The organism is Pseudomonas sp. GM78 (genome assembly GCF_000282475.1).
Lineage (GTDB): Bacteria > Pseudomonadota > Gammaproteobacteria > Pseudomonadales > Pseudomonadaceae > Aquipseudomonas.
This window is the reverse complement of sequence record NZ_AKJF01000074.1, coordinates 74117-100608: the sequence shown is the minus strand read 5'-3', so window position 1 is coordinate 100608 and position 26492 is coordinate 74117. Positions and strand designations below refer to the sequence as shown.

The following is a 26492-nucleotide window of genomic DNA, read 5'->3' as shown; positions in this document are numbered from 1 at the left end:
GGAGTCGGCCCTTGAAAGCCCTCGACGAACTGACCTTCGACAATCGCTTCGACCGCCTGGGCGATGCGTTTTCTGCCCACGTGCTGCCTGAACCTATCGATAACCCGCGCCTGGTAGTCGCGAGCCCGGCTGCCATGGCGTTACTCGACCTAGACCCCGAAGTGGCCGAAACCCAAGAGTTCGCCGAGCTGTTCAGCGGGCACAAGCTCTGGGCTGACGCGATCCCCAGGGCCATGGTCTATTCCGGTCACCAGTTCGGTTCCTACAACCCGCAATTGGGCGATGGCCGCGGCCTGTTGCTGGGCGAGGTGTACAACGAGGCCGGCGAGCATTGGGACCTGCACCTCAAGGGCGCCGGTCAGACACCCTTTTCGCGCATGGGCGATGGGCGCGCGGTGCTGCGCTCCTCGATCCGCGAATTCCTCGCCTCCGAAGCCTTGCAGGCCCTGAACATCCCGACTACCCGAGCCTTGTGCGTGATTGGTTCCGACACCCCGGTCTGGCGCGAAAAACAGGAGCGCGCGGCCATGGTCCTGCGCCTGGCACCGAGCCATGTGCGCTTTGGGCATTTCGAGTATTTCTACTACACCAAACGGCCCGAGCAGCAAAAAGTACTGGGTGACCACGTTCTGGCCATGCATTTCCCGCAGTGCCTGGAACAACCGGAGCCTTACCTGGCAATGTTCCGTGAAGTGGTCGAGCGCAATGCCGAACTGATCGCCAAGTGGCAGGCCTACGGGTTCTGCCATGGCGTGATGAACACCGACAACATGTCGATTCTCGGCATTACCTTCGACTTCGGCCCATTCGCCTTCCTCGACGACTTCGACGCCAATTTCATCTGCAACCACTCCGATGACCAGGGCCGCTATTCATTCAGCAACCAGGTGCCGATCGGCCAGTGGAACCTCAGCGCCCTGGCCCAGGCCCTGACGCCGTTTATCAGCGTCGAGGCCCTGCGCGAAACCCTCGGCCTGTACCTGCCGCTGTTCCAGGCCCATTACCTGGATCTGATGCGTCGCCGCCTGGGGCTGACCACCGCCGAAGAGGACGACCAGAAACTGCTGGAACAACTGCTGCAACTGATGCAGAACAGCGGCGTCGATTACAGCCTGTTCTTCCGGCGCCTGGGGGAAGAATCACCCGAGGCGGCCGTCGGTCGTTTGCGCGATGACTTCGTCGACCTCAAGGGTTTCGATGCCTGGGGCGAGCTTTACGTCGCCCGCGTGGCCCGCGAAGGCGAGGTGGATCAGGAGCAGCGGCGCGCCCGGATGCATGCGGTCAATCCGCTGTACATCCTGCGCAACTACCTGGCGCAGAAGGCCATCGATGCAGCGGAAAGCGGTGACTACTCAGAGGTTCGACGACTGCATGCGGTGCTGAGCAAGCCGTTCGAGGAACAACCGGGGATGGAAAGCTACGCCGAGAGGCCGCCGGAGTGGGGCAAGCATCTGGAGATCAGTTGTTCGTCGTGAGGTGCCACGCGATTGAAAATCCGAGCGGGTGGCTCCAGATAGGAACTACTCGCTTCTCACTGGATATACCTCATGACTGAACCACTCCTCATCCCCTGCCCCCACTGCAACGGCCTCAACCGCATTCCCGCCGAGCGCCTGGGCGACCATCCGAAATGCGGACGCTGCAAGGCCGAGGTCCTGCTGAACAAGCCCTTCGAACTCAAGCAAGGTGATTACGCCAGTCAGATCAAGGGCGATCTGCCGCTTTTGGTGGATGTGTGGGCGGACTGGTGCGGGCCGTGCAAGTCGTTTGCGCCGGTGTTCGAACAGGCGGCAGGGCAATTGGCCGGCAAGTGTCGGCTGGCCAAGCTGGACAGCGAGGCGAACCAGCAATTGTCGGCACAGTTGGGAATTCGCTCGATTCCGAGCCTGATTCTGTTCAAGAACGGCCGGGAAGTGGCACGTCAGAGCGGGGCGTTCCCGTTACCGCAGCTGATGAGCTGGTTGCGTAGCCAGGGGATCTGAAGGTCTTCGGAACCACTGGAGGAGCGAGCCTGCTCGCGATGAGGGCTTTACATTCAACATCTCTGTTGACTGATCTACCGCCATCGCGAGCAGGCTCGCTCCTACAGTGTTTTGTGCAGACAGCAAAGATCAGGTGTTTTCCAGCAGATTGTGCAACTCGACAAACTGCTGCGTCAGCTTGTGCCGCGGGTCGAGATGGATCAGCGGCGTGTTGGCCTGATGGGATTCGCGCATGCGCACCGAGCTGCCCAAGTACACCGGCAGCACCGGCAGGCCTTCGGCGATCAATTCGTCGAGGATTTGCTGCGGCAGGCTGGCGCGGGCCTGGAACTGGTTGACCACGATGCCTTCGACTTCCAGGCCTTCGTTATGGTCATCCTTCAGCTCTTCTATCTCAGCCAGCACTCCGTACAGCGCCTGCCGCGAAAAACTGTCGCAATCAAAGGGAATCAATACACGATCAGCGGCAATCAACGCCGAAACCGCATAAAAATTCAATGCTGGCGGCGTGTCCAGATAGATTCGGTCGTAATCTTCATCAAGCTCTTCGAGCAATTTGCGCAGCTTGTTGATCTTGTGCTTGGCCTCAAGTTTGGGCTGCAAGTCCGCCAGCTCGGCCGTGGCAGTGATGACATGGAGGTTATCAAAGGGCGTTTCGTAGATATCGACCTGGTTCTTTTTGGAGAAAGGCCCGGAGGACAGGGTCTGCTTGAAGAAATCGGCAATCCCCATCGGGATATCGTCACCGGTGAGTCCCGTCAGGTACTGAGTGGAGTTGGCCTGGGCATCGAGATCGACCAACAGGGTGCGATAACCCTCGCTGGCGCTGACTGCCGCCAGATTGCAGGCAATGCTGGATTTGCCCACGCCACCTTTCTGATTGAACACCACGCGCCGCATTGCAAAACCTCCGTGTATCAAAGAATGACCGAGTGTAGTGGTGCACGGCATGGCTTCGCTACCTCGCAGGGACAAGGACTACACAGTCATCAGTCTTTTCTTGCCGAAAAAGCCTCTGGAATCACTGTGAGCCGAGGCCAAAGCCGACAGACGGCCCCGATGAAAATGTGAATAATTGCCAAACGTTCAGTTTTTGCGAACTGACCGGTACATCTCATTGAGCAAAACGTAACCAGTATTTGCTACACGTTCGTCGCACCGGGATAATGCGCACCACTTGGCGACAAGCGCCACGCAGGGTGTGCCGTGCCGTTGCGCCACTCACCGCGTCAGGAAGCCTGCAAGGGCGGGATTGAATGTCTGTGATCAATTTCAACATCGCCCAGTGGCGCGCTTGGGCCCCGGGGCTTGAAAGCGTGGATGACTGGCAGGCCTGGTGCCGGCAACCGTTGATGTTGCCGGCCAGCGATGCCGCACCCGATGTTTCGTTCCTGCCAGCCATGCAGCGTCGGCGGCTCAGCCGTCTGGCGCGCATGGCATTCAGTGTCGGCTGGCCATTGGCCGAAGGTCGTCAGGACCTGCCATTGGTGTTTGTTTCCCGTCACGGCGAAACCCCGCGCACCTTCGACATTCTCAGCGAACTGGCCGTCGACCAGCCGTTGTCGCCGACCCAGTTCAGCCTGTCGGTGCATAACGCGATCATCGGCCTGTGGTCGATCATGCGCGGTGAAACCAGCGAAATGACCGCCCTGGCCGCCGCCGGTGACGGCCTTGAATACGGCATGCTGGAGGCTGCGGCCCTGCTGACTGAAGGCTCACCCGCGGTATTACTGGTGGTCACCGAAGAGCAACCGCCGCAGGCCTATTCGGCCTGGATCGACGATGTGCCCTTCCCCTACGCCGTCGGCCTGCTGATTACCCCGGGTAATGACTGGCAGTTGTCCCTGAACAGCGCCACGGATGCGTTGTCCAACGCTCGCTGGCCCCATGCATTGAACCTGTTGTGCACGCTGCTGGGCCCGCAAACCACCTGCCAACATGCCTGGAAAAATCGTGTATGGACCTGGCAACGCAACCTGTGACTGAAAAAAACCGCGATGTCTATTACTGGCGCCTGCTGGCCACTGCCGCGAGCTTCGCCCTGTTCGGGCTGGGCGGCCTGTGCCTGCGCCTGGTGATTTTTCCGTTGCTGGCCTGCCTGCCGGGTGATGCCCAAACCCACCGGTTGCGTGCGCGTCAAACTGTCAGCCGCTGTTTCTGGTTGTTCGTCCGCTTCATGGCCCGCGCCGGCGTGCTGACCTACGAGATTCAAGGCGCGGAGAAACTCGGGCGGCCGGGCCAGATGATCATTGCCAATCACCCATCGCTGATCGACGTGGTGTTCCTGATCGGTCTGGTTCGCCATGCCAACTGCGTGGTCAAGCAAAGCCTTTGGGATAACCCGTTCACCCGCACCCCCCTGCGTCGCACCGAATACATCAGCAACGACGGCAGCATGGACATGCTCGATGCTGCCGCCGATGCGCTAAAACAAGGCCAAACCCTGATCATCTTTCCCGAAGGTACACGCACCCAGCCAGGCCAGGCGCCCGCCTTTCATCGGGGGGGCGCGGCAATTGCCGTGCGTGGTGCGAAAATCCTCACCCCCGTGGTAATCAGGGTCAGCCCGACCACACTGACCAAGGCCGAGCCCTGGTATCGGATCCCCCAGCGCCGCGTACACTTCAGTTTCCGCGTCGGGGACGATATAGATCCCCAAGCCTTCGCAGCGCTAGGCCCGCCCCCCCAGGCCTCGCGCAAGCTCAACGATTATTTGCATTCTTACTTTATCAAGGAGCTCGCCGAAGATGAGCGATCTGCACCGTGACATAAAGAACCTGATCATCGACGCCCTTGGCCTCGAAGACATCAGCGCCGAGGACATCGGAGACGATCAGACCCTGTTCGGCGAAGGCCTGGGCCTGGATTCGGTGGACGCCCTGGAACTGGGCCTGGCGATCCAGAAAAAGTACGGCATCAAGATCGATGCCGACGCCAAGGACACGCGCAACCACTTCAGTAACGTGGCGAGCCTTGCGGCCTTCGTCACTGCAAAACAGGCAGCTTGAGACCGGACCATGCAAACTCGTGACGACATTTTCAACACCCTGCGCGATGCCTTGGTCGAGCTGTTCGAACTGGACCCTGAACGGGTGAGTCTCGAATCCAACCTGTACCAGGACCTGGAAATCGACAGCATCGACGCGGTCGACCTGATCGATCACATCAAGCGCCAAACCGGCAAGAAAATCGCCGCCGAAGAATTCAAGTCGGTGCGTACCGTTAGCGACGTGGTCGAGGCGGTCTACCGTCTGGTTCAACCGACCGCATGAGTCGACTGATCGGCCTCGGCCTGCTGCTGGCGGGCTTGCTATACCCTTTTGCGGTGTATTTCGGCATGGAGCATTTCGCCCCGTGGCAGTTCGGGCTGCTGCTGGGCAGCCTGTGGCTGGCCCGCGCGATGACGGGGAAGCGACGCCCAGGCAGTTCGTGGATGGCTGGCGTGGCCATCCTGTTCTGCCTGCTGCTGGCGCTGTTCGACAGTCCGCTACTGCTGCGTTGGTACCCGGTATTGATCAGCGGGTTCATGCTGGGGCTGTTCGGACTGAGCCTGAAGTATGGTCCGCCGATGGTCGAACGCCTGGCCCGCCTGCGCGAAGCGCATTTGCCGGCCAAGGCCATCCGCTATACCCGCCAGGTGACCATCGCCTGGTGCGTGTTTTTCCTGTGCAACGGGATCTGCGCTGCAGCCCTGACACTGTGGGCGCCGCTGAGCTGGTGGATGCTGTACACCGGCCTGATCTCCTACGGATTGATAGGCCTGATGTTTGCCATTGAATGGCTAATACGACAACGGGTACGAGGCCGCCCATGAACTGGATAAAACTTGAGCATCTGCTGCTCAAGGCCGAGCCGGAGCGTGCCGTGACGGCCGAACCGCAGCTCGATCACGCACAATTGCGCGAGCAGGCCCTGCGCCTGGCCGCCGGCCTGCAAACCCGGGGTGTACGGCGCATTGCCGTGCACCTTGAAGATGCCGCCGACCTGGCGATTACCCTGTTGGGCGCATGGCGTGCCGGGGTCAGCGTGCTGCTGCCCGCCGACTTGCAACCGCAAACTCGCCAGCGCTGGTCCGGCGAAGTGGATGCATGGCTCACCGATCAGCCGGACGATACGCATCCTGGGGACTTTCAGGATCCGCCCCTTGGCGCCGCTGCGCTCGACCTTGACCGCTGCTCGCTGAGCCTGTGCACCTCCGGCTCCAGCGGCGAACCCAAGCGCATCGAAAAAAACCTGCGCCAACTGGCCAATGAAGTCCAGGCCCTGGAACAGCTGTGGGGCGCCGACCTGGGCCCAGCCTGCATCATTGGCAGCGTCGCCACCCAGCACATCTATGGCCTGCTGTTCCGGGTGCTGTGGCCACTGTGCGCGGGGCGCCCATTCGTTCGCAGACAACTGGCCTTCCCGGAAGACTTGCAGCGCGCCAGTCGCGAGCACCCGGTCTTCGCCTGGGTGGCCAGCCCGGCCCTGCTCAAGCGCATGGGCGACAACCTCGACTGGCCGGCGCTGAGCGCGGTACGTCGAGTGTTTTCTTCCGGTGGCGCGCTGCCCGTCGAGGCCGCGCAGCGCCTGCACCAATGCCTGCAGCAATGGCCCACGGAAATTTTCGGCAGTTCGGAAACGGGCGGCATCGCCTGGCGTCAGGGCCAGTCAATGTGGCAGCCCTTTGCCGACGTCCAGTTGAGCCAGGACAAGGAGGGTGCCTTGCTCATCGCCTCGCCCTACTTGCCTGACGGTCATATCGAACACACCGCCGATGCAGCACGGATCGCGGCTGACGGCCGGTTCGAATTGCTCGGGAGGCTGGACCGGATCGTCAAGCTGGAAGAGAAACGGATCTCGTTGCCGATGCTGGAGCAGGCGCTGATGGCCCACGACTGGGTTGCCGAGGCACGCCTGGGTGTCGTCCAGGAAAACCGCGCCTCGCTGGGCGCGTTGTTGGTCCTGAGTGACGCGGGCTTGCATGTGCTGCGTAATCAGGGTCGACGTACACTCACGGAACAACTGCGTCAACACCTGAGCCTGCACTGTGAAGCCCTGGCTTTGCCAAGGCGCTGGCGCCTGCTGCAACAACTGCCGTTGAACGCCCAGGGCAAACTGCCACAGGCCGACGTCGAAGCCCTGCTGCTGGCACCACGCCCCAAGGCGCCGCAAGTGCTGGAAAAGGTCGAAACCAACGGTGAGTGGAGCCTGCAGCTGGCCGTACCGCCGGACCTTGCCTATTTCAGCGGGCACTTTCCCACGGCTCCCGTGTTGCCCGGCGTGGTGCAGGTGGAATGGGCGATGCACCTGGGCCAGCAACTGATGAACCTGCCGGAGAAATTCGCCGGCATGGAGGTGCTGAAGTTCCAGCAACTGGTGCGTCCCGGCGACGAAGTCCAGCTGCACCTGCGCTTCGACCCAACCCGCGGCAAACTGTATTTCGCCTATCGCAACGAAACCGCCACCTGTTCCAGTGGGCGGATTTTGCTGGAGGCGGCACATGCATAACCCCTGCGCCGTCGTCCCGGTCTACAACCACGAGACCGCGATCACCACCGTGGTCGATGCGCTGCTCGCCAACCATCTGCCGTGCGTTCTGGTGGACGACGCCAGCAGCCCGGCCTGTGCCAGGGTGCTCGATCAATTGGCGCTGCGTGACAACGTGCATCTGATCCGCCTCGCCGCCAACCAGGGCAAGGGCGGCGCGGTGATGACCGGTCTGCGGGAAGCCTCGCGCCTGGGCTTCAGCCACGCCTTGCAGGTGGACGCCGACGGCCAGCACGACCTGCAGGATGTCCAACGTTTTGTCAAACGCTCGCGTGCCCATCCCGAGGCCGTGATCTGCGGCTATCCGCTGTATGACGACAGCGTGCCGAAGGGTCGTTTGTACGCCCGCTACCTGACCCACGTGATGGTCTGGATCAACACCCTGTCGCTGCAGATTCGCGACTCCATGTGCGGCTATCGCCTCTACCCCCTGCCCCCGGTCCTGGCGTTGATCGACGCGGCGAAGATCGGCAAGCGCATGGACTTCGACTCGGACATCCTGGTTCGCCTGGCCTGGCGCGGACAGCCGATGCAATGGCTGCAAACCAGGGTCCATTACCCATTGGACGGCGTTTCGCATTTCCGCATGTTCCACGACAACGTGTTGATTACGAGCATGCACACCCGGTTGTTCTTCGGCATGCTGCTGCGCTCGCCGCTGATCCTCTGGCGACGGTGGCGCACATGAACGCCGACAAGCAACACTGGGCCGACCGCGAGGAGCGCGGCAGTTTCTGGCTGATGAAATTCACCGCGGTCGCCGCCAGATTGCTAGGTCGTCGACTGCTGAGCCCATTGCTGTACGGCATCGTGTTGTACTTTTTCCTGTTCGGCCGCAGCGCCCGTCATAGCGCCTGGCAGTACCAGCAACGGCTCGCCGACTGGAGTGGGCGCGACGAACTGCGCCCGAGCCATTGGCGGGTGTTCGGCCAGTTCATGGCCTTCGCCGACTCCCTGCTCGACAAGCTCGACGTGTGGAACGGCAAGCTGGGCATCGAGCAAATCGAAATCATCGACCCGGCATTGCTGCGCAACCAGCTACGCGGTACACGCGGGCAAATGCTGGTGGGTGCACACCTGGGCAACCTCGAAGTCTGCCGTGCACTGGCGGAGATCGGCGAAAAGGTCACCATGAACGTGCTGGTGCACACCAAGCACGCCGAGCGCTTCAACCGTTTGCTGGGCGAAGCCGGTGCGACCAATCTGCGGTTGATCCAAGTCAGTGAACTGGACCCGCTGACCATGCTGCAACTGCACGAACGCCTGGAACGCGGCGAATGGCTGGCGATTGCCGGCGATCGCGTGCCGCTGCACGGCGGGCGTAGCGTGACCGTGGATTTCCTCGGTCACCCGGCAAAATTTCCGCAAGGGCCGTGGCTGCTGGCCGGACTGTTGAAGTGCCCGGTCAACCTGTTGCTGTGCCTGAAGAAACCCGATGGCGATTATCGCCTGACCCTCGAACCCTTCGCTGACGCGATCACCTGGAAACGCAGCGACCGTGAACAGGTCATTCATCAGTGGGCCACCCGCTATGCCGAGCGCCTGAGTCACTATTGCCTCGAAGCACCTCGACAATGGTTCAACTTTTACCCTTTCTGGAAGACCGATGACGACGCCAACGCTTGAGCCTGTAATCTTCGGCGAACGCCCTTTGCGCATCGACGATGTGCTGGCCCTGGCCAACCGCCAGGCGCCGACGCAGTTGCAGGGCGACCCAACGTTCCGCCAGCGCATCGCCAAAGGCGCGCAGTTCCTCGACTCCCTGCTCGACAAGGAAGGCGTGATCTACGGCGTGACCACCGGCTACGGCGATTCCTGCGTGGTCGCGGTGCCCCTGCATCACGTCGAGGCCTTGCCGCGTCATCTGTACACCTTCCACGGCTGCGGCCTGGGCAAGCTCCTTGACGCGCAGGCCACCCGCGCGGTGCTGGCGGCACGCTTGCAGTCGCTCTGCCAGGGTGTGTCCGGGGTGCGCGTGGAGCTGCTGGAGCGCCTGCAAGCATTCCTTGAACACGACATCCTGCCTCTGATTCCGGAAGAAGGTTCGGTCGGCGCCAGCGGTGATCTGACGCCGCTGTCGTACGTCGCCGCCACACTGTCCGGCGAGCGTGAAGTGATGTATCGCGGCGAGCGCCGGCAAGCTGCCGATGTTCACCGCGAACTCGGCTGGCAGCCGCTGGTGCTGCGTCCCAAGGAAGCGCTGGCACTGATGAACGGTACCGCCGTGATGACCGGGCTCGCCTGCCTGGCATACGCCCGCGCCGATTACCTGCTGCAACTGGCCACGCGCATCACCGCGTTGAACGTGGTTGCGCTGCAAGGCAACCCGGAGCATTTCGACGAGCGTCTGTTCGCCGCCAAGCCGCACCCGGGGCAGATGCAGGTCGCCGCCTGGCTGCGCAAGGATCTGGCCATCGACGCGCCGACCGCACCGCTGCATCGCCTGCAGGACCGCTACTCGCTGCGTTGCGCTCCCCATGTCCTCGGGGTGCTGGCCGACAGCCTGAACTGGTTGCGCTCGTTCATTGAAATCGAACTCAACAGCGCCAACGACAACCCGATCATCGATGCCGAAGCCGAACGCGTGCTGCATGGCGGGCACTTCTACGGCGGGCACATCGCGTTCGCCATGGACAGCTTGAAAAACCTCGTGGCCAACGTCGCCGACCTGCTCGATCGTCAACTCGCCCTGTTGGTGGATGAGCGCTACAACCACGGTTTGCCCAGCAACCTGTCGGGTGCCACGGCCGATCGCGCCATGCTCAACCACGGCTTCAAGGCTGTGCAGATCGGTGCCAGCGCCTGGACCGCCGAAGCGCTGAAAAACACCATGCCCGCCAGCGTTTTCTCTCGCTCCACCGAGTGCCATAACCAGGACAAGGTGAGCATGGGCACCATCGCGGCCCGTGATGCGATCCGCGTGCTGGAGCTGACCGAACAGGTTGCCGCCGCCACCTTGCTGGCCGCCAACCAAGGCGTCTGGCTGCGCGCTCAGGCCGAGGATGCGCGACCGCTGCCACCGGCCCTCGCGGCCATGCATGAAGCCTTGGGCCAGGATTTCCCGCCGGTCATCGAAGACCGCGCGCTGGAAGGCGAATTGCGCCTGTGCCTGCAACGTATAGCCGCACAACACTGGAGGCTGCATGCGTAGCAAGGGAGTGCTCTACACCGACACGCAAATCCTCGTGCCGTTCTTCGACGTCGACAGGATGAACGTCGTGTGGCACGGCCATTACGTCAAATACCTGGAAATCGCCCGCTGCGCATTGCTGGACAAGATTGGCCACAACTACTTGGCGATGTCCGAGTCGGGCTATGCGTGGCCGGTGATCGACCTGCAATTGCGCTACATACGCGGTGCGCAGTTCGGCCAGACGCTCAACGTGCGCGCCAATCTGGTGGAATGGGAGAACCGGTTGAAGATCAACTACCTGATCAGCGACCTGGAAACCGGCGAACGCCTGACCCGTGGGGTTTCCGTACAGGTCGCCGTCGACATGAGCAATCGCGAAATGCAATTGGCTTCGCCCAAGGTGTTCACCGACGCCGTTGCCAGGGTGCTGGCATGAACGCGCTCGGCAAATGCCTGGGCACTTTGTTGCTGTTCGGCTTGTGCTCGATGGCAAATGCTTTCGACCTGCAACAGCTCAGCGAGCAACTGGCCCGGCCCGATGTCATCCACGGCCAATTCATCCAGGAAAAACGCCTGCGTGCCCTGCCCCAGCCACTGACCAGCAAGGGCACTTTCGTCCTGGCGAAAAATCACGGCCTGTTGTGGCTGCTCAAGACGCCGTTGCAACAGGACTACCGCATCACCGCCACCGGCATTGCCCGGCGTGACGCCAGCGGCTGGCAGATGTTGCCGGGCAAGAGCGCCGGGGCTGAGCAGAACCGCTTGTTCCTCGCTGTTCTGCAAGGCGACAGCAGCGGACTGCAGCGCGATTTCGAGCTGTCGCTCAGTGGCGATGCTCAGAACTGGACATTGAAGTTGACGCCACGCTCGATGCTGCTCAAGCAGGTGTTCAACCAGATCAACATTACCGGCGGCGAACTGGTACACAGCATCGAACTGCTGGAAACCCAGGGCGACAGCACGCTGTTGCGCATGCAGGACAGCACCAGTGCGCAACCCTTGAGCGACACGGAGCAACATGACTTTGCCGAGTGAACGCAGGCTGCCGTGGCTGTTCCTGATCCTGCTTCTGGCAGTGCTGGCGCTCGCCGGCTGGCAATGGCGCGATGGCGCCCCGCTGTCGGCCAACCTGATGGAACTGGTGCCCGGCACAGCGCCGGATGCGCTGGAACTGCGCGCTGAACAACGCATGCAGGAACCGCTGAACCGCGAAATGCTGGTGCTGGTTGGCCACGCTGATCGCCAGCAAGCCATTGCCATGGCGCAGACACTGGGAGATCAGTGGCAAGCCAGCGGCCTGTTCGAAAAGGTCCAATGGAACCTGCAGGCCGACCTGCCGGCCCTGCGCACGCAACTGCTGCAAGGCCGACTGGCCATGCTCGCGGCAGAAGATCGCGAGCAGTTGATCGAACACCCCGATGCCTTTATCCAGCAACGGGTGCAGGCCTTATTTGACCCGTTCAGCGGTTTCAGCCTGGTGCCGAGCCAGGACGACTGGCTGGGCCTGACCGGGCGCATCCAGAACAGCCAGCCACAGCACGGTGCCGTGCAACTGGACATCGGCAGTGGCGCCCTTATCGCCGAGGCGGATGGCAAGCACTGGGTACTGCTGCGGGCGCGGACCACCGGCAATGCTTTCGACATGAACCTTCCGCTGCAGGTAGCCGACCTGCTCCAGCACAGCCGAGAGGAGGCCGCCCGGGCCGATGTGCAACTGCTGGCCGCGAGTGGTTTGTTGTACGCCGCCAACGGCCAGCGCCAAGCATCCCGCGAGATGACCTGGGTCGGTGGCGGTGCCACGGTCGGAATCCTGTTGTTGCTGTTGCTGGCCTTCCGCCGCTGGCGCGTCTTGCTGGCGTTTGTCCCGGTACTGGTGGGCATGCTGTTTGGCGCGGTGGCCTGCGTGGCACTGTTCGGCCACATGCATGTGATGACGCTGGTGTTGGGTTCGAGCCTGATCGGTGTCGCCGTCGATTACCCGCTGCATTACCTGTCCAAGAGCTGGAGCCTGAAACCCTGGCACAGCTGGCCGGCACTACGCCTGACCTTACCGGGCCTGACCCTGAGCCTGATCACCAGCGCCATCGGCTACCTGGCCCTGGCCTGGACGCCATTCCCGGCGTTGACCCAGATTGCCGTGTTCTCGGCGGCGGGCCTGCTGGGTGCCTATTTGTCCGCGGTGTGCCTGCTGCCCGCGCTGCTCAAGGGTGCCGAGCTGCGCCCGGCGCAATGGCCCCTGCGGCTTTGCGAGTTTTTACTGGGGCGCCGCGAAGCGCTGCTCAGGCATTTGAGCACCCCCGTGTTGCTGGCGCTGCTGATCGCTTTTTGTGCCGGCGGCCTGCTGCAGCTCGAAACCCGGAACGACATCCGCCAGTGGGTAGGCGCCCCGCAGCAGTTGACTGACGAAGCGCAGACCATTGCGCGAATCACCGGCTACCAACCCACCAGCCAGTTTTTCCTGGTGCAGGCGGCCGACCAGCAGCAATTGCTCGAACGCCAAAGCGCCCTGAGTGAACGCCTGGATCAGTTGGTCAGTTTGGAGAAACTTCAAGGCTACCTATCGCTCAATCAACTGGTCAGCCCGCCCAGCGAACAGCGCAAGGTGCGCGAAGCGTTAAGCAAATTGCCGCCGTTCTGGCAGCCGTTGCTCGATGTCGGCGTACCGGCACAGGCGCTGCAAGCGGAGCTGAGCCAGTTGCAGGCATTGCCCGTCGAAGACATCGACAGCGCGCTGGCCGGCCCGCTGGCCGAGCCTTATCGCCTGTTGTGGCTGGGGCCGACCGCTGACGGCGTGGCGGCGATGGTCAGCTTGCAGGGCCTGAACAATCCTGCCCTGTTGCGGGTACAGGCCGAGGACCTGCCAGGCGTGAAACTGGTGGATCGGTTGGGCGAATTGAACAGCGTGTTCGCCGCCACTCAGATCAGTGCCGCAGAATTGAAACTTGCCTCCTGCGTACTGATCGTGCTGGTGCTCATCCTGCCGTTCGGTGCTGGCGGCGCACTGCGCATTGTGTCCCTGCCATTGCTGGCGGCCTTGTGCAGCCTGGCCAGTCTGGGCTGGCTGGGACAGCCATTGACCCTGTTCAGCCTGTTCGGCCTGCTGCTGGTGACGGCGATCAGCGTCGACTACGCCATCCTCATGCGCGAACAGGTCGGCGGCGCCGCCGTGAGCCTGCTGGGCACCTTGCTGGCCGCACTGACCACCTGGCTGTCGTTTGGCCTGCTGGCGGTGTCGAGCACGCCGGCGGTGAGCAACTTCGGGCTGTCAGTGAGCCTGGGCCTGATCTTCAGCTTCCTGCTCGCGCCCTGGGCCGGTCGCCAGGTGCATGCCGCCAGCCTCACGGAACCGACAACATGATGATTGCGCTGTTCTGGGCGATGGCCCTGGTACTGTTCGCCCTGGCGACCCGGATCGGTCGCCATTTCGGCCTGATTCCGATCGTCAGCCAGTTGTTGCTGGCGACCCTCGGCCTGCCCCTGCTGATGTACTTCTGGATCGAACCGCAATGGCAGCTGAGCGGCACGGCGCTGGTGTCTCCCGGCTGGCTGAGGAACCTCTACAGCCTGAGTTTCGCGCTGCTGCTGGGCTATATCCTCAGTGATGTGATCGACCTGCAACTGGACCGCCAGAGCCTGAAAATCGCCCTGCCGAGTTTCTGCATTCCGTTCGCCTGCGGCCTGGCCACGGCCATCTGGCTGCTGCCGCCGCAACCCTGGATCAGTTCGCTGGCGGTCGGCCTGTTGTTCGCCATTACCGCGATCCCGGTGTTGTACCTGTACCTGCGGCACATCGCTTACCCGCACGCCGCCACCCGACGCCTGGTGCAAACCGCGATCATCATCGACCTGGCTTGCTGGACCCTGTTCGCCCTCGCCCAGGGCAGCCTGAACCTGAGCAGCCTGCTGCTGCCCCTGGCCGGCGCGTGTCTGCCGGTGCTCCTGCGTTTGCTGGGCCTGCGGCAAACGTGGCTCTACAGCCTGGGCTTTTTCGCGTTGCTGGTGGTCGCCGAACACTACAAGCTAAATGCCCTGATTTTCGGCATCGGTTATGTACTGATCATGGCGGCCCTCAAGGCACCGCTGATCCTGCCGTTGCCGGCGATCTGGATGAGCCGCTTGCAGACCTACATCGCCATTCCCCTGATCCTCACGTTCGGTATCGTGCAGATCAACGTGCACAGCGCGATGGACAGCCTGGGCTGGGCGCAGCTGGCGGCCCTGCTGCTGTTGCCGATTGCCAGCAAGCTGCTGGGCAACTGGCTCGGCCTTGGCTGGGCCGGCGCCTCGTTCCAGGGTGCCAGCCGCTGGCGCGAAAGCGTGCTGCTGAACATTCGCGGCTTGAGCGAGATCGTCTTTCTCAACCTGCTGCTGCAACAACAGCTCATCAGCCCGGCGCTGTACTTTGCGTTGATGCTGATGGGCCTGGTCGCGACCCTGCTGCCGGCACTGGCCGGCATGCATAAAGTCCCATTGATAGCTGCCGCCCCGGCAAGGAGCCCCCATGCCAATCGTTGAAACGCAACGTCGCCAGATCCTGGTCATCGGCGCTGGTCCCTCAGGGGCCATCGCCGCCGCGCTGCTCAAGCGCAAGGGGCATGACGTACTGGTGATCGAGCGTCAGCATTTCCCGCGGTTTTCCATCGGCGAAAGCCTGTTGTCCCACTGCCTGGATTTCGTCGAAGAAGCGGGCATGCTCGACGCCGTCAACGCCGCGGGTTTCCAATTGAAAACCGGGGCCGCGTTTGCCTGGCGCGAGCGTTACAGCACCTTCGATTTCGGCGATACATTCACGCCGGGCAAGCCGACGACGTTCCAGGTCCAGCGCGCCGATTTCGACAAACTGCTGGCTGATCAGGCCGCACTGCAAGGCGTGGAAATCCGCTATGGCGAAACCATCGTCAGCGTCGATTTCGATCAGGCCAAGCCGATACTCGGTGTACGACGCGAGGACGGCAGCGAGTACCGCATCGAGGCTGACTTCATGCTCGACGCCAGCGGATACGGCCGCGTCCTTCCGCGCCTGCTCGACCTTGAAGCACCGTCGAATTTCCCGGTACGCCAGGCGGTGTTCACCCATGTCGAAGACCATATCGACCACCCGAACTTCGATCGCACCAAGATCCTCATCACCACCCACCCTGTGCAGCGTGACGTCTGGTTCTGGACCATTCCGTTCAGCAATGGTCGCTGCTCGGTCGGCGTGGTGGCCGCAGCGGAACACTTCGCGGGCCGCAGCGACAACCTCGACGATTGCCTGCGCGGCTTCATTGCCGAGACTCCCAGCCTGGCCGGAGTGCTGGACAATGCGGTGTGGGACACGCCAGCACGCACCATCGGCGGTTACTCCGCCAATGTGAAAACCCTGCACGGGCCGGGCTTTGCGCTGCTGGGCAATGCGGCGGAATTCCTCGACCCGGTGTTCTCCTCCGGCGTGACCATCGCCATGCGCTCGGCGAGCATGGCCGCCGGGGTGCTGCACCGCCAGCTGCAAGGCGAGGCCGTGGACTGGCAGCGTGAGTTCGCCGAACCCCTCAAGCGCGGCGTCGATACGTTCCGCTGCTACGTCGAGGGCTGGTACGCCGGGACATTCCAGGACGTGATTTACTACCCTGACGGCAATGCGGAAATCCGCCGCATGATCAGCTCGATCCTCGCCGGTTATGCCTGGGACGAGCGCAATCCATTCGTCGCCGAACCGAAACGTCGACTGCGGATGCTGTCAGAACTCTGTGCACGGGATGCGACATGACTGGCAAACGCTACGTGGTGCGCAAACCCGTTGAAGGGTGTGCCTGATGATTCGATATCTGCTGTTGGGCTGCATCCTGTTGCTGTGCGCCTGTGCCAGCCAGGCGCCGCTGCCCGAACAGACCCCGAGCGTGGCGTTGCCGCTGCAATTGCACATCCAGCGCCTGCAAGCCGAACAGCGGCTGGATTGGGTGCTGGTCATCCAGCGTGAAGGTCCGGCCATTCGCTGGTCGATGATGGACTTGCTGGGTATTCCCCAGGCCCGTCAGAAACTGATCGATGGCCATTGGCACGCCGATGGCCTGCTGCCGCCCAACCCGGAAGCCCGCGAGCTGTTCGCCGCGTTGCTGTTTGCCCTGACCCCCAGGGATGAACTGCCTGGCAACTATCCGCAGGCGTGGCAGCACGGGGCACAACGCTCGTTGCCGGCGCGCTGGGACGTCCGTTACTCACAACCATTGAGCTTCGAATTGAATTTGCCCAAAGGCCCGACATATCAAATCACGCCCCTGAGCGGTGACGCACCATGACGGCTTACCTCAATGCCCTCGGGGTCGTCTGCGCCCTGGGCCGCGACAAAAACGAAGTCGCCCGCAACCTGTTCGCCGGCGATTGCTCCGGCATGCGCAGCGAGGCCGGCTGGGTGCCGGAGCGGTCATTGCCGGTGGGCGCGGTCCAGGGCGCACTCGTGCCGATTCCCGCAGAGCTGACCTGCCAACGCAGCCGCAACAATCAATTGCTGATGGAGGCCGTACTGCAAATTCGCAGTGATATCGATCAGGCGATCCAGGCCTACGGTCGCGACCGCATCGGTATCGTGCTGGGCACCAGTACTTCGGGCATCGAGGAAGCCAGCCAAGGCCTGGCCCGTTACGTGCGCGAACAGCAATTCCCGGCCGAATACGACTACCAGCAACAGGAACTCGGCGCACCGGCGAATTTTCTCGCCGACTGGCTGCAATTGAGCGGCCCGGCCTATGTGATTTCCACCGCCTGCACCTCCAGCGCACGCGCATTGATGAGTGCCCAGCGCTTGCTCGATCTGGGCGTGTGCGACGTGGTGCTGTGCGGTGGTGTCGACACCCTGTGCAAGCTGACCCTCAACGGGTTCTCGGCACTTGAAGCGGTGTCCGGGCAACGCTGCAATCCTTTTTCGGTGAACCGCAACGGCATCAATATCGGCGAAGCCGCCGTGCTGTTCCTGATGAGCAAACAGCCTGGCGACAGCCAGCCGATCGCCCTGCTGGGCAGTGGCGCCAGTTCCGATGCACACCACATTTCCGCACCGGAACCCACTGGCCGCGGCGCCCAACAGGCGATGCGCAAGGCGTTGAGCCGGGCCAACCTGCAACCCGGGCAGATCGCCTACCTGAACCTGCATGGCACCGCCACCCCGCACAACGACGCCATGGAAAGCCACGCGGTGGCGGCCTTGTTCCCGGCCGGCGTGCCCTGCTCTTCGACCAAACCCATGACCGGTCATACCCTTGGTGCGGCCGGCGCGCTGGAAGCCGCGTTCTGCTGGTTGAGCCTGAGTGACGACAACCGCGAACACAGCCTGGCACCGCATGTCTGGGACGGCCAGGCCGATCCCGAACTGCCCGCCCTGAAATGGGTGACTCCCGCCGATCGCCTGGCGTCCACTGGACCTCGCTACCTGATGAGCAATTCCTTCGCCTTCGGTGGCAACAACGTCAGCCTGATTATCGGAGACGCCCCATGATTGACTGGCCGCTCGCCGAACTGCTGCCCCACGCTGGCGACATGATTCTCATCGACGAGATCCTGGCATTCGATGAAGAACAGATTCATACCCGCCTCAGGGTCAAGCCCGGCGGGCTGTTCAACCTCGACGACGGCAGCCTGCCGGCCTGGGTCGGGATTGAACTGATGGCCCAGAGCGTCGCGGCCTTCGCCGGTTGCCAGGCGCGCCAGCGTGGCGATGCCGTGGAGCTGGGCTTTTTGCTCGGTTCCCGCAAGTTCGAATGCAACGTCGACCGTTTTCCCGCCGGCACCGAGCTGACCCTGCATGGCATCCGCTCGCTGGAAGATGACAACGGCATGGGCGTGTTCGAGTGCCACATCAACGCACCCGGCATTCACGCCAGCGCCCGCCTGAACGTGTATCGCCCGCCCCAGGCGGCTCAATATCTTCATGAATCCGAAGGAGTCCAGTCATGACTGAATTCGTACTGGTCACCGGTTCCAGCCGTGGCATCGGCCGCGCCATCGCCCTGCGCCTGGCCCAGGCCGGGCATGACATCGTGCTGCATTGCCGCAGTGGCCTGGCGGATGCCCAAGCCGTGCAAGTCGAGATCGAGGCCCTGGGTCGCACGGCGCGCATCCTGCAATTCGACGTGTCCGACCGCGCCGGCTGCAAAGCCATTCTTGAGGCCGACGTTGAAACCCATGGCGCCTATTACGGCGTGGTGCTCAACGCCGGGCTGACGCGTGACGGTGCTTTTCCGGCGCTGAGCGAGGATGATTGGGATGTGGTGATGCGCACCAACCTCGACGGTTTCTACAACGTGCTGCACCCGGTGATGATGCCGATGATCCGTCGGCGCGCCGCCGGGCGGATAGTCTGCATCACCTCGGTGTCCGGCTTGATCGGCAATCGTGGCCAGGTCAACTACAGCGCCTCGAAGGCCGGATTGATCGGTGCGGCGAAGGCGTTGGCGATCGAGTTGGGCAAGCGCAAGATCACCGTCAACTGTGTCGCACCCGGCCTGATCGACACAGCCATGCTCGATGAAAACGTGCCGGTGGAAGAAATGATGAAGATGATCCCCGCACAGCGCATGGGCACCCCTGAAGAGGTGGCCGGCGCGGTGAATTTCCTGATGTCGGCGGAAGCCTCGTACATCACCCGGCAGGTTCTGGCCGTCAATGGAGGCCTGTGCTGATGAAGCGCGTCGTCGTCACCGGCATGGCCGGCATCACCTCGCTGGGCAGCGATTGGGCAACCATCGCCGGCCACTTCGTGGCCAACCGCAGCGGCATCCGCCGCATGGACGAATGGGACCGCTTCACCGAACTCAATACGCGCCTGGCCGGGCCCATCGATGACTTCAAGGTGCCCAGCCACTGGACGCGCAAACAACTGCGCAGCATGGGCCGCGTTTCACGCTTGGCCGTCGGCGCGGCGGAACAGGCGCTGGCCGACGCCGGATTGCTCGGCGACGAATCGATCAAGGACGGGCGCATGGGCGTTGCCTGCGGCTCGTCCACCGGCAGCACTGACGAGATCAAGGCGTTCGGCAACATGCTGCTCAACTCGGTGGCCGAAGGCCTGAACGCCAACTCCTACGTGCGCATGATGCCGCACACCACGGCGGCCAATATCAGCATCTTCTTCGGCCTCACCGGCCGCCTGATCCCCACCTCCAGTGCCTGCACCAGCGGCAGCCAAGGCATCGGCTATGCCTACGAAGCCATCAAGTTCGGCCGCCTGCCGCTGATGCTCGCAGGCGGCGCCGAGGAACTGTGCCCGACCGAAGCCATGGTGTTCGACGCCCTCTACGCCACCAGCCTGAAAAACAACGCCCCGCACACCACCCCGCGCCCCTACGACAAAGGGCGCGACGGCCTGGTGATCGGTGAAGGCGGCGGCATGCTGGTGCTCGAAGAACTGGAACACGCCCTTGCACGGGGTGCCCGTATTCACGCCGAACTCGTCGGTTTCGGCAGCAATGCCGACGGCCAGCACACCACCCGCCCGGAACAAGTCACCATGAGCCGGGCCATGGAACTGGCCCTGGAAGACGCGGGCTTGAGCCCTGCCGACATCGGCTACGTCAACGGTCACGGCACGGCCACCGAACAGGGCGACATCGCCGAAACCCTGGCCACCAGCAGCCTGTTCGGCCAACACATGCCGATCAGCTCACAAAAGAGCTTCCTCGGCCACACCCTTGGCGCCTGTGGCGCGCTGGAGTCCTGGTTCAGCATCGAAATGATGAACAGCGACCTGTACGTCCATACCCTGAACCTCGACGAGGTCGACCCGCATTGCGGCAAGCTGGATTACCTGCGTGGCGAGTTTCGGCAGATGAGCAACCAGTATGTGATGAACAACAACTTCGCGTTTGGCGGGGTGAATACGTCGCTGATTTTCAAGCGCTGGTCGTAACCTGAAATATTTCCCCTGTGGGAGCGAGCCTGCTCGCGATGGTCGTTAACGATGACGCGTGTTTCCTGGATAACCGCGGCGCTCTTTAGTCCATCGTCGGAACGCCGCCCGGAGCATGCTCGCCCCTACAGTGACTCACCTTCCCCGTACTCAACTTTTTCAGGAACACCAGAAACGACAAAGGGCGCCTTTCGGCGCCCCTTCACAAACAGGTCGGCTTGTCATCGCCCTATACCTGCCTGGCTCTGTGATGGCTGGTTGCCCAGGATCCGCAGAGTCTCACAAGCCCCTTTCGGGAACGCAGTCAGTATTGTCCGAAATCACCTTGCGAACAACAGCTGGCAACTGGCCTGCCTCAATCAAACCTGTTGCGATTAAAGGCCTAAGGCCTTGCGCACCGCGACTTTGATCGCAAAAAACCCGTCTGTTTCAAGTTGTAAGATTACGTAAGAGCGCTTCCCTCGACGATCTCGGCTCTTGATCCGGTCAAGCCTGGAAAGACTGACGGTGGCAACCATATCGCATTTAGCCCAACAGGTCGGACTTGCTCCCTGCAGATGATTCGGCAGCTCCAGATGGTGTTCCAACATACGGTCCGGAGCGGTTGTACTGAGCGGCACAACCGTCACCAACAAGTTGTTGGTTCTGTGTTTGCGAATCACGACAACAGGTCTGACCTTTATCATCTCGGGAACTTCATATCCTCGAAAATCACAAATCAGTACGCTGCCTTCCTTGGGTTGAAATAGAAGTGACATCCATGGCACTCATCTAAAGAAATCGATTGTGCTCAATAACCGGGTGAATCACGAAACCGGATCCGTTACGCGAAGTGTCCCAGGACGCCAGTTCCGAGCCCTAAGCGTCAGCCTTCATGACTTCAACGGCTCAACCTTCCTCGTCAACAACTCCACAAACGCCCGCGCCATCGGCGACTTCTGGTCATTGCGCTGTACCAGCCACACCGCCGACACCGCCGCCGGATCAAGCAGCGGTCGATAGACCACGCCGTCAATGCGCATCCGTTGATAAGACGCCGGCAGCACCGACACACCAAGCCCCGCGGCCACCAAGCCGATAATGGTCATCGCCTCGCCGGCCTCCTGGGCGAAGTGCGGGCTGAAGCCGGCGTCTCGGGCCAGGCTGAGTAATTGCGCGTACAGGCCACTGCCGTAGCTGCGCGGGAAAAATACGAAGGGTTCGAGCGCCAGGGCGGACAGGAACAAGCCCTCTTCACTGTCTTTCACCAGCGGATGCTTGGAGCTAAGCACCGCGACCAAGGGCTCGCGCATCAGTTCGACCACGCTGAGCGAGTCGGGCAGCCCCAGCGGTCGCATGATTCCGACCTCGATCGACTCATCCACCAGTGCATCGGCGACCTGGGTGCTGCTCATTTCCCGCAGGTTCAAATGCACCGCCGGAAAACGCTGGCGAAACGAAAAAATCGCCTGGGGAATCGTTGAGTTGAACGGTGCCGACGAGGTGAAGCCGATTTTCAGTTCGCCCAGCTCGCCCAGCTGTGCCCGCCGCGCAACATCCGCGGCCTTGTCGACCTGCGCCAGCACCAGGCGCGCCTCTTCCAGGAACAGTCGACCGGCCTCGCTCAGCTCGACCCGACGATTGGTACGCTCGAACAAGCGCGCGCCGACCTCCTGTTCCAGCGTCTGAATCTGCTGGCTCAGCGGTGGTTGGGAGATGCCCAGCACCTGTGCGGCGCGGCCGAAATGCAGTTCTTCGGCGACGGCGATGAAGTAGCGCAGATGACGCAATTCCATGAAAACCCCATTAGGTCGTTAAAGCTATCAAACAGGTCGAACAATATATTGGATTGAATCATTAGCCAGCTATATGCTTTTTTCGTTGCCTGACCGGCTGCACTCCTCCGAGGTCCACCGTGAAAACTGCTGTCGCTCCACTTGCCCATGAAGTTCCTCCCACCGCCTTGGACGATGTGGCTGTTGAGCTGAAAGAGATCTACATCGAAAAAGGCACGCCGGCGTTCATGCGCACCGTGTTGGCGCTGTTCTGCGGCGGCTTCGCGACGTTCGCCCTGCTCTACTGCGTGCAACCGATGATGCCGCTGCTGTCCCACGAGTATTCCATCAACGCGGCACAGAGCAGCCTGATCCTCTCAGTGGCCACGGGCATGCTTGCCATCGGCCTGCTGATCACCGGCCCGATCTCCGACCGTGTCGGACGTAAACCGGTGATGGTGGCGGCGCTGTTCGCCGCCGCACTGTGCACCATGGCCAGTGCGATGATGCCGAGCTGGCATGGCGTGCTGGCGATGCGCGCACTGATTGGATTGTCGTTGAGCGGCCTGGCGGCGGTTGCGATGACCTACCTGAGCGAAGAGATTCACCCGCAGCACATCGGCCTCGCCATGGGCTTGTACATCGGCGGCAACGCCATCGGCGGGATGAGCGGGCGTCTTATCACCGGTGTATTGATCGACTTCGTCAGCTGGCACACGGCAATGCTGGTGATCGGTGGTCTGGCGCTGATTGCGGCAGCGGTGTTCTGGAAAATCCTCCCTGAGTCGCGCAACTTCCGCCCCCGCTCGATGCACCCGCGCAGCCTGGTCGACGGTTTCACCATGCACTTTCGCGACGCCGGCCTGCCGCTGCTGTTCCTCGAAGCCTTCGTGCTGATGGGGGCGTTCGTCACCTTGTTCAACTACATCGGCTACCGCTTGCTGGCCGAGCCGTATCACATGGATCAGGTCTTTGTGGGGCTGCTTTCCGTGGTGTACCTGTCGGGTATCTACAGCTCGGCGAAAATCGGCTCGCTGGCGGACAAAATCGGCCGCCGCAAAGTGCTCTGGAGCACTATCGCGCTGATGATCAGCGGCCTCGCCCTGACGATGTTCACGCCATTGCCGCTGGTCATCCTCGGCATGCTGGTCTTCACGTTCGGCTTCTTCGGTGCCCACTCCGTCGCCAGCAGCTGGATCGGCCGCCGCGCCCTCAAGGCCAAGGGCCAGGCATCGTCCTTGTACCTGTTCAGCTACTACGCCGGCGGGAGCATTGCCGGTACGGCGGGCGGCGTGTTCTGGCACTTGGGCGGCTGGAACGGCATCGGCTTGTTCATCGGCACCTTGCTGGTCGTGGCATTGCTGGTGGCGTTGAAACTGGCGAAGTTGCCACCGCTGGGTGGTGTTAAAACTTAAGAAAATAAAGTTTTCTGAAAAAAACGCCCGGCATGAGCCGGGCGTTTTTTATCGGGTTTCGATTATTCGTGATACTGCGCCGACAACTCATGTACCGCACGCAGGAAGGCGCCGGCGTGTTCCGGATCGACTTCCGGGGTAATGCCATGGCCGAGGTTGAACACGTGGCCACTGCCTTTGCCGTAGCTGGCGAGGATGCGGCCAACTTCGGTGCGGATCGCTTCAGGCTTGGCGTAGAGCACCGTAGGATCCATGTTGCCTTGCAAGGCAACCTTGTCACCGACACGGGCGCGGGCGCTACCGATGTCGCAGGTCCAGTCCAGGCCAAGGGCATCAGCGCCAGCATCGGCAATGCTTTCCAGCCACAGGCCGCCGTTCTTGGTGAACAGGATGACCGGCACCTTGCGGCCTTCGTGCTCGCGGATCAGGCCGCTGACGATTTTGCGCATATAAGCCAGGGAAAACTCCTGGTACGCCGCCGCCGAGAGGCTGCCGCCCCAGCTGTCGAAGATCTGTACCGCTTGCGCGCCGGCCTGGATCTGGCCGTTGAGGTAACTGGTGACCGTCTGCGCGAGCTTGTCCAGCAGCAGGTGCAAGGCTTGCGGGTTGTCGTAGAGCATGGTTTTGGTCTTGCGGTAGTCTTTCGACGAGCCGCCTTCGACCATGTAGGTGGCCAGGGTCCATGGGCTGCCGGCGAAGCCGATCAACGGCACGCGGCCGTTCAGTTCACGGCGAATGGTGCTCACCGCGTCCATCACGTAACCCAGGTCTTTCTGTGGATCAGGAATCGGCAGGGCTTCGATGTCGGCGAGGGTGCTGACGACTTTCTTGAAGCGCGGGCCTTCGCCGGTTTCGAAGTACAGGCCTTGGCCCATGGCATCGGGGATGGTCAGGATGTCGGAGAAGAGGATCGCCGCGTCCAGCTGAGGGTAGCGGTCGAGGGGCTGCATCGTGACTTCGCAAGCGAACGCCGGGTTCATGCACAGGCTCATGAAATCGCCGGCCTTGGCGCGGCTGGCGCGGTATTCAGGCAGGTAGCGACCGGCTTGACGCATCATCCACACAGGGGTGACGTCTACGGGTTGCTTGAGCAGGGCGCGCAGGAAACGGTCGTTCTTCAGGGCAGTCATGTCGGCATCCGGAAAAAAAGTGCGGGCATTTTCTCAGAGCCGGACGCAAAAGGCACGGCAAGCGCCGCACCTTTTGTCTATCGGGTCAATTTGTCGCAATGGAATGCTGTTTTCAGCAACACCGAGAAACAACTGTAGGAGTGAGCCTGCTCGCGATGACGGAGTGTCAGCCATTGCATCTGGTGACTGATTCACCGCCATCGCGAGCAGGCTCGCTCCTACAGGGTTTTGTGTTGCCTGATCAGACGCCCAGGTAATCCAGGATCCCTTCCGCCGCATTACGGCCTTCGAAGATCGCCGTCACCACCAGGTCAGAACCGCGAACCATATCGCCACCGGCGAAGATTTTCGGGTTGCTGGTCTGGTGCTTGTACTGACCCTGTTCCGGAGCGACTACACGGCCCTGGCTGTCGGTCTGGATGCTGAACTGTTCGAACCACGGCGCCGGGCTCGGACGGAAACCGAAGGCGATGACCACGGCGTCAGCCGGAATGATCTCTTCGGAGCCCGGGATCGGCTCGGGGCTGCGACGGCCACGGGCGTCCGGCTCGCCGAGACGGGTCTCGACCACCTTCACGCCTTCGACCCGGTCTTCACCGACAATCGCGATCGGCTGGCGGTTGTAGAGGAATTTCACGCCTTCTTCCTTGGCGTTCTTCACCTCTTTGCGCGAGCCCGGCATGTTCGCCTCGTCACGACGATAGGCACAGGTCACCGACTTGGCGCCCTGGCGAATCGAAGTACGGTTGCAGTCCATCGCGGTGTCGCCACCGCCGAGTACCACGACCCTCTTGCCTTTCATGTCGACGAAATCTTCCGGCGACTTTTCAAAGCCCAGGTTGCGGTTGACGTTGGCGATCAGGAAGTCCAGCGCGTCATACACGCCCGGCAGGTCTTCACCGGCGAAGCCGCCTTTCATGTAGGTGTAGGTGCCCATGCCCATGAACACGGCATCGTATTCTTCGAGCAGTTGCTCCATGGTCACGTCCTTGCCCACCTCGGTGTTGAGGCGGAACTCGATGCCCATGCCGCTGAAAACTTCGCGACGATTGCTCAGCACGGTCTTTTCCAGCTTGAACTCGGGGATACCGAAGGTCAGCAGACCGCCGATTTCCGGGTTCTTGTCGAACACCACCGGCGTCACGCCACCGCGCACCAGCACGTCGGCACAGCCCAGGCCCGCCGGGCCCGCACCGATGATCGCGACACGCTTGCCGGTCGGCTTGACCTTGGACATGTCCGGGCGCCAGCCCATGGCGAACGCGGTGTCGGTGATGTACTTCTCCACCGAACCGATGGTCACCGCGCCGAAGCCGTCGTTGAGGGTGCAGGCACCCTCGCACAGACGGTCCTGCGGGCACACCCGGCCGCAGACTTCCGGCAGGGTGTTGGTCTGGTGCGACAGCTCGGCGGCGGCGAGGATGTTGCCCTCGGCCACCAGCTTCAGCCAGTTGGGAATGAAGTTGTGCACCGGGCACTTCCATTCGCAATACGGGTTGCCGCAACCCAGGCAGCGGTGGGCCTGGTCGGCCGACTGCTGGGGTTTGAACGGTTCGTAGATTTCAACGAACTCTTTCTTGCGTTGACGCAACAGTTTCTTCTTCGGATCCTTGCGCCCGACCTCGATGAACTGGAAGTCATTATTCAGACGTTCAGCCATTTTAAAACC

The 26492-nt window shown here is 62.1% G+C and carries 27 protein-coding genes; 22 read left to right on the top strand and 5 right to left on the bottom strand.

Features of this window, described 5'->3' with window-relative positions; all coding sequences use genetic code 11:
* The first annotated feature begins 11 nt into the window (after positions 1-11).
* Together selO and trxC are read left to right on the top strand one after the other, a co-directional pair.
* Entirely contained in the window at positions 12-1475 is a 1464-nt protein-coding gene (selO, locus tag PMI35_RS19870) for a protein adenylyltransferase SelO (protein ID WP_008058189.1), read from the top strand.
* Positions 1476-1547: 72 nt separating this feature from the next.
* Positions 1548-1982 carry a thioredoxin TrxC gene (gene trxC, locus PMI35_RS19875; RefSeq protein ID WP_008058187.1) on the top strand — a complete coding sequence of 145 codons (435 nt, stop codon included), beginning with the start codon at positions 1548-1550 and terminating at the stop codon, positions 1980-1982.
* A 129-nt stretch (positions 1983-2111) separates the two neighbouring features.
* Here the strand turns inward: trxC and PMI35_RS19880 are convergent, their stop codons facing one another.
* Positions 2112-2882: a ParA family protein gene (locus tag PMI35_RS19880; protein WP_008058185.1), complete on the bottom strand. Its 771-nt coding sequence runs from the start codon at positions 2880-2882 to the stop codon at positions 2112-2114.
* Positions 2883-3238: 356 nt separating this feature from the next.
* On the opposite strand from PMI35_RS19880, the gene PMI35_RS19885 reads away from it, so the two are divergent.
* Genes PMI35_RS19885 through PMI35_RS19975 form a run of 19 tightly spaced genes read left to right on the top strand, consistent with a single transcriptional unit; the run spans position 3239 to position 20524 of the window.
* Positions 3239-3964, top strand: a complete 726-nt coding sequence (locus PMI35_RS19885) for a beta-ketoacyl synthase chain length factor (protein ID WP_008058183.1) — start codon at positions 3239-3241, stop codon at positions 3962-3964.
* Complete coding sequence (locus PMI35_RS19890) at positions 3940-4749, top strand: lysophospholipid acyltransferase family protein (protein WP_008058181.1); 810 nt, start codon at positions 3940-3942, stop codon at positions 4747-4749. Before PMI35_RS19885 ends, PMI35_RS19890 begins: the two co-directional genes overlap by 25 nt.
* Positions 4730-4990 carry a phosphopantetheine-binding protein gene (locus PMI35_RS19895; protein WP_008058179.1) on the top strand — a complete coding sequence of 87 codons (261 nt, stop codon included), beginning with the start codon at positions 4730-4732 and terminating at the stop codon, positions 4988-4990. The genes PMI35_RS19890 and PMI35_RS19895 overlap by 20 nt, the downstream gene beginning before the upstream one ends.
* A gap of 9 nt (positions 4991-4999) precedes the next feature.
* Complete coding sequence (locus tag PMI35_RS19900; RefSeq protein WP_008058177.1) at positions 5000-5254, top strand: acyl carrier protein; 255 nt, start codon at positions 5000-5002, stop codon at positions 5252-5254.
* Positions 5251-5796, top strand: a complete 546-nt coding sequence (locus tag PMI35_RS19905) for a hypothetical protein (RefSeq protein WP_008058174.1) — start codon at positions 5251-5253, stop codon at positions 5794-5796. The genes PMI35_RS19900 and PMI35_RS19905 overlap by 4 nt, the downstream gene beginning before the upstream one ends.
* A complete protein-coding gene (locus PMI35_RS19910; RefSeq protein ID WP_008058173.1) occupies positions 5793-7472 on the top strand; it encodes an acyl-CoA synthetase family protein in 1680 nt (559 codons plus the stop codon). Before PMI35_RS19905 ends, PMI35_RS19910 begins: the two co-directional genes overlap by 4 nt.
* Positions 7465-8199 carry a glycosyltransferase family 2 protein gene (locus PMI35_RS19915; protein ID WP_008058172.1) on the top strand — a complete coding sequence of 245 codons (735 nt, stop codon included), beginning with the start codon at positions 7465-7467 and terminating at the stop codon, positions 8197-8199. The genes PMI35_RS19910 and PMI35_RS19915 overlap by 8 nt, the downstream gene beginning before the upstream one ends.
* Positions 8196-9137 (top strand): LpxL/LpxP family acyltransferase, encoded by a 942-nt coding sequence (locus tag PMI35_RS19920; protein ID WP_008058171.1) that lies wholly within the window; start codon positions 8196-8198, stop codon positions 9135-9137. The genes PMI35_RS19915 and PMI35_RS19920 overlap by 4 nt, the downstream gene beginning before the upstream one ends.
* On the top strand, positions 9118-10662 hold the full coding sequence (locus PMI35_RS19925) for an HAL/PAL/TAL family ammonia-lyase (RefSeq protein ID WP_008058170.1): 1545 nt from the start codon (positions 9118-9120) through the stop codon (positions 10660-10662). The genes PMI35_RS19920 and PMI35_RS19925 overlap by 20 nt, the downstream gene beginning before the upstream one ends.
* Positions 10655-11080, top strand: coding sequence for an acyl-CoA thioesterase (locus tag PMI35_RS19930; RefSeq protein ID WP_008058169.1), 426 nt, complete (start codon positions 10655-10657; stop codon positions 11078-11080). Before PMI35_RS19925 ends, PMI35_RS19930 begins: the two co-directional genes overlap by 8 nt.
* Positions 11077-11679, top strand: coding sequence for an outer membrane lipoprotein carrier protein LolA (locus PMI35_RS19935; protein WP_008058168.1), 603 nt, complete (start codon positions 11077-11079; stop codon positions 11677-11679). The genes PMI35_RS19930 and PMI35_RS19935 overlap by 4 nt, the downstream gene beginning before the upstream one ends.
* Complete coding sequence (locus tag PMI35_RS19940) at positions 11663-14002, top strand: MMPL family transporter (RefSeq protein WP_008058167.1); 2340 nt, start codon at positions 11663-11665, stop codon at positions 14000-14002. The genes PMI35_RS19935 and PMI35_RS19940 overlap by 17 nt, the downstream gene beginning before the upstream one ends.
* On the top strand, positions 13999-15159 hold the full coding sequence (locus PMI35_RS19945) for a hypothetical protein (RefSeq protein ID WP_008058166.1): 1161 nt from the start codon (positions 13999-14001) through the stop codon (positions 15157-15159). The genes PMI35_RS19940 and PMI35_RS19945 overlap by 4 nt, the downstream gene beginning before the upstream one ends.
* Positions 15146-16393, top strand: coding sequence for an NAD(P)/FAD-dependent oxidoreductase (locus PMI35_RS19950; RefSeq protein WP_008058165.1), 1248 nt, complete (start codon positions 15146-15148; stop codon positions 16391-16393). Before PMI35_RS19945 ends, PMI35_RS19950 begins: the two co-directional genes overlap by 14 nt.
* A gap of 46 nt (positions 16394-16439) precedes the next feature.
* On the top strand, positions 16440-16922 hold the full coding sequence (locus PMI35_RS19955; RefSeq protein WP_008058164.1) for a hypothetical protein: 483 nt from the start codon (positions 16440-16442) through the stop codon (positions 16920-16922).
* Complete coding sequence (locus tag PMI35_RS19960) at positions 16919-18115, top strand: beta-ketoacyl-[acyl-carrier-protein] synthase family protein (RefSeq protein WP_008058162.1); 1197 nt, start codon at positions 16919-16921, stop codon at positions 18113-18115. Before PMI35_RS19955 ends, PMI35_RS19960 begins: the two co-directional genes overlap by 4 nt.
* The gene (locus PMI35_RS19965) at positions 18112-18573 is read left to right on the top strand and encodes a hotdog family protein (protein ID WP_008058160.1); all 462 of its coding nucleotides are present in this window, start codon (positions 18112-18114) and stop codon (positions 18571-18573) included. Before PMI35_RS19960 ends, PMI35_RS19965 begins: the two co-directional genes overlap by 4 nt.
* The gene (fabG, locus tag PMI35_RS19970; protein ID WP_008058155.1) at positions 18570-19298 is read left to right on the top strand and encodes a 3-oxoacyl-ACP reductase FabG; all 729 of its coding nucleotides are present in this window, start codon (positions 18570-18572) and stop codon (positions 19296-19298) included. Before PMI35_RS19965 ends, fabG begins: the two co-directional genes overlap by 4 nt.
* Positions 19298-20524 carry a beta-ketoacyl-ACP synthase gene (locus PMI35_RS19975; RefSeq protein WP_008058153.1) on the top strand — a complete coding sequence of 409 codons (1227 nt, stop codon included), beginning with the start codon at positions 19298-19300 and terminating at the stop codon, positions 20522-20524. Before fabG ends, PMI35_RS19975 begins: the two co-directional genes overlap by 1 nt.
* Before the next feature lie 374 nt (positions 20525-20898).
* Here PMI35_RS19975 and PMI35_RS0132515 read toward each other — a convergent pair whose 3' ends face one another.
* The gene (locus PMI35_RS0132515) at positions 20899-21282 is read right to left on the bottom strand and encodes a type II toxin-antitoxin system PemK/MazF family toxin (RefSeq protein WP_032831513.1); all 384 of its coding nucleotides are present in this window, start codon (positions 21280-21282) and stop codon (positions 20899-20901) included.
* A gap of 114 nt (positions 21283-21396) precedes the next feature.
* The gene (locus tag PMI35_RS19980; protein ID WP_008058151.1) at positions 21397-22299 is read right to left on the bottom strand and encodes a LysR family transcriptional regulator; all 903 of its coding nucleotides are present in this window, start codon (positions 22297-22299) and stop codon (positions 21397-21399) included.
* A gap of 167 nt (positions 22300-22466) precedes the next feature.
* On the opposite strand from PMI35_RS19980, the gene PMI35_RS19985 reads away from it, so the two are divergent.
* Positions 22467-23693, top strand: a complete 1227-nt coding sequence (locus tag PMI35_RS19985; protein ID WP_443217055.1) for an MFS transporter — start codon at positions 22467-22469, stop codon at positions 23691-23693.
* Between the two features lie 62 nt (positions 23694-23755).
* Here the strand turns inward: PMI35_RS19985 and hemE are convergent, their stop codons facing one another.
* Together hemE and PMI35_RS19995 are read right to left on the bottom strand one after the other, a co-directional pair.
* Entirely contained in the window at positions 23756-24823 is a 1068-nt protein-coding gene (gene hemE, locus PMI35_RS19990; RefSeq protein ID WP_008058147.1) for a uroporphyrinogen decarboxylase, read from the bottom strand.
* A 241-nt stretch (positions 24824-25064) separates the two neighbouring features.
* Positions 25065-26483, bottom strand: a complete 1419-nt coding sequence (locus tag PMI35_RS19995) for an FAD-dependent oxidoreductase (RefSeq protein WP_008058145.1) — start codon at positions 26481-26483, stop codon at positions 25065-25067.
* Positions 26484-26492: the final 9 nt, after the last annotated feature.

Excerpts from the sequence above, each read along its gene's own strand:
- trxC (WP_008058187.1), top strand. The coding sequence starts at position 1,548 with ATGACTGAACCACTCCTCATCCCCTGCCCCCACTGCAACGGCCTCAAC.
- PMI35_RS19880 (WP_008058185.1), bottom strand. The coding sequence starts at position 2,882 with ATGCGGCGCGTGGTGTTCAATCAGAAAGGTGGCGTGGGCAAATCCAGC.
- PMI35_RS19885 (WP_008058183.1), top strand. The coding sequence starts at position 3,239 with ATGTCTGTGATCAATTTCAACATCGCCCAGTGGCGCGCTTGGGCCCCG.
- PMI35_RS19890 (WP_008058181.1), top strand. The coding sequence starts at position 3,940 with ATGGACCTGGCAACGCAACCTGTGACTGAAAAAAACCGCGATGTCTAT.
- PMI35_RS19895 (WP_008058179.1), top strand. The coding sequence starts at position 4,730 with ATGAGCGATCTGCACCGTGACATAAAGAACCTGATCATCGACGCCCTT.
- PMI35_RS19900 (WP_008058177.1), top strand. The coding sequence starts at position 5,000 with ATGCAAACTCGTGACGACATTTTCAACACCCTGCGCGATGCCTTGGTC.
- PMI35_RS19905 (WP_008058174.1), top strand. The coding sequence starts at position 5,251 with ATGAGTCGACTGATCGGCCTCGGCCTGCTGCTGGCGGGCTTGCTATAC.
- PMI35_RS19910 (WP_008058173.1), top strand. The coding sequence starts at position 5,793 with ATGAACTGGATAAAACTTGAGCATCTGCTGCTCAAGGCCGAGCCGGAG.
- PMI35_RS19915 (WP_008058172.1), top strand. The coding sequence starts at position 7,465 with ATGCATAACCCCTGCGCCGTCGTCCCGGTCTACAACCACGAGACCGCG.
- PMI35_RS19920 (WP_008058171.1), top strand. The coding sequence starts at position 8,196 with ATGAACGCCGACAAGCAACACTGGGCCGACCGCGAGGAGCGCGGCAGT.
- PMI35_RS19925 (WP_008058170.1), top strand. The coding sequence starts at position 9,118 with ATGACGACGCCAACGCTTGAGCCTGTAATCTTCGGCGAACGCCCTTTG.
- PMI35_RS19930 (WP_008058169.1), top strand. The coding sequence starts at position 10,655 with ATGCGTAGCAAGGGAGTGCTCTACACCGACACGCAAATCCTCGTGCCG.
- PMI35_RS19935 (WP_008058168.1), top strand. The coding sequence starts at position 11,077 with ATGAACGCGCTCGGCAAATGCCTGGGCACTTTGTTGCTGTTCGGCTTG.
- PMI35_RS19940 (WP_008058167.1), top strand. The coding sequence starts at position 11,663 with ATGACTTTGCCGAGTGAACGCAGGCTGCCGTGGCTGTTCCTGATCCTG.
- PMI35_RS19945 (WP_008058166.1), top strand. The coding sequence starts at position 13,999 with ATGATGATTGCGCTGTTCTGGGCGATGGCCCTGGTACTGTTCGCCCTG.
- PMI35_RS19950 (WP_008058165.1), top strand. The coding sequence starts at position 15,146 with ATGCCAATCGTTGAAACGCAACGTCGCCAGATCCTGGTCATCGGCGCT.
- PMI35_RS19955 (WP_008058164.1), top strand. The coding sequence starts at position 16,440 with ATGATTCGATATCTGCTGTTGGGCTGCATCCTGTTGCTGTGCGCCTGT.
- PMI35_RS19960 (WP_008058162.1), top strand. The coding sequence starts at position 16,919 with ATGACGGCTTACCTCAATGCCCTCGGGGTCGTCTGCGCCCTGGGCCGC.
- PMI35_RS19965 (WP_008058160.1), top strand. The coding sequence starts at position 18,112 with ATGATTGACTGGCCGCTCGCCGAACTGCTGCCCCACGCTGGCGACATG.
- fabG (WP_008058155.1), top strand. The coding sequence starts at position 18,570 with ATGACTGAATTCGTACTGGTCACCGGTTCCAGCCGTGGCATCGGCCGC.
- PMI35_RS19975 (WP_008058153.1), top strand. The coding sequence starts at position 19,298 with ATGAAGCGCGTCGTCGTCACCGGCATGGCCGGCATCACCTCGCTGGGC.
- PMI35_RS0132515 (WP_032831513.1), bottom strand. The coding sequence starts at position 21,282 with ATGTCACTTCTATTTCAACCCAAGGAAGGCAGCGTACTGATTTGTGAT.
- PMI35_RS19980 (WP_008058151.1), bottom strand. The coding sequence starts at position 22,299 with ATGGAATTGCGTCATCTGCGCTACTTCATCGCCGTCGCCGAAGAACTG.
- hemE (WP_008058147.1), bottom strand. The coding sequence starts at position 24,823 with ATGACTGCCCTGAAGAACGACCGTTTCCTGCGCGCCCTGCTCAAGCAA.
- PMI35_RS19995 (WP_008058145.1), bottom strand. The coding sequence starts at position 26,483 with ATGGCTGAACGTCTGAATAATGACTTCCAGTTCATCGAGGTCGGGCGC.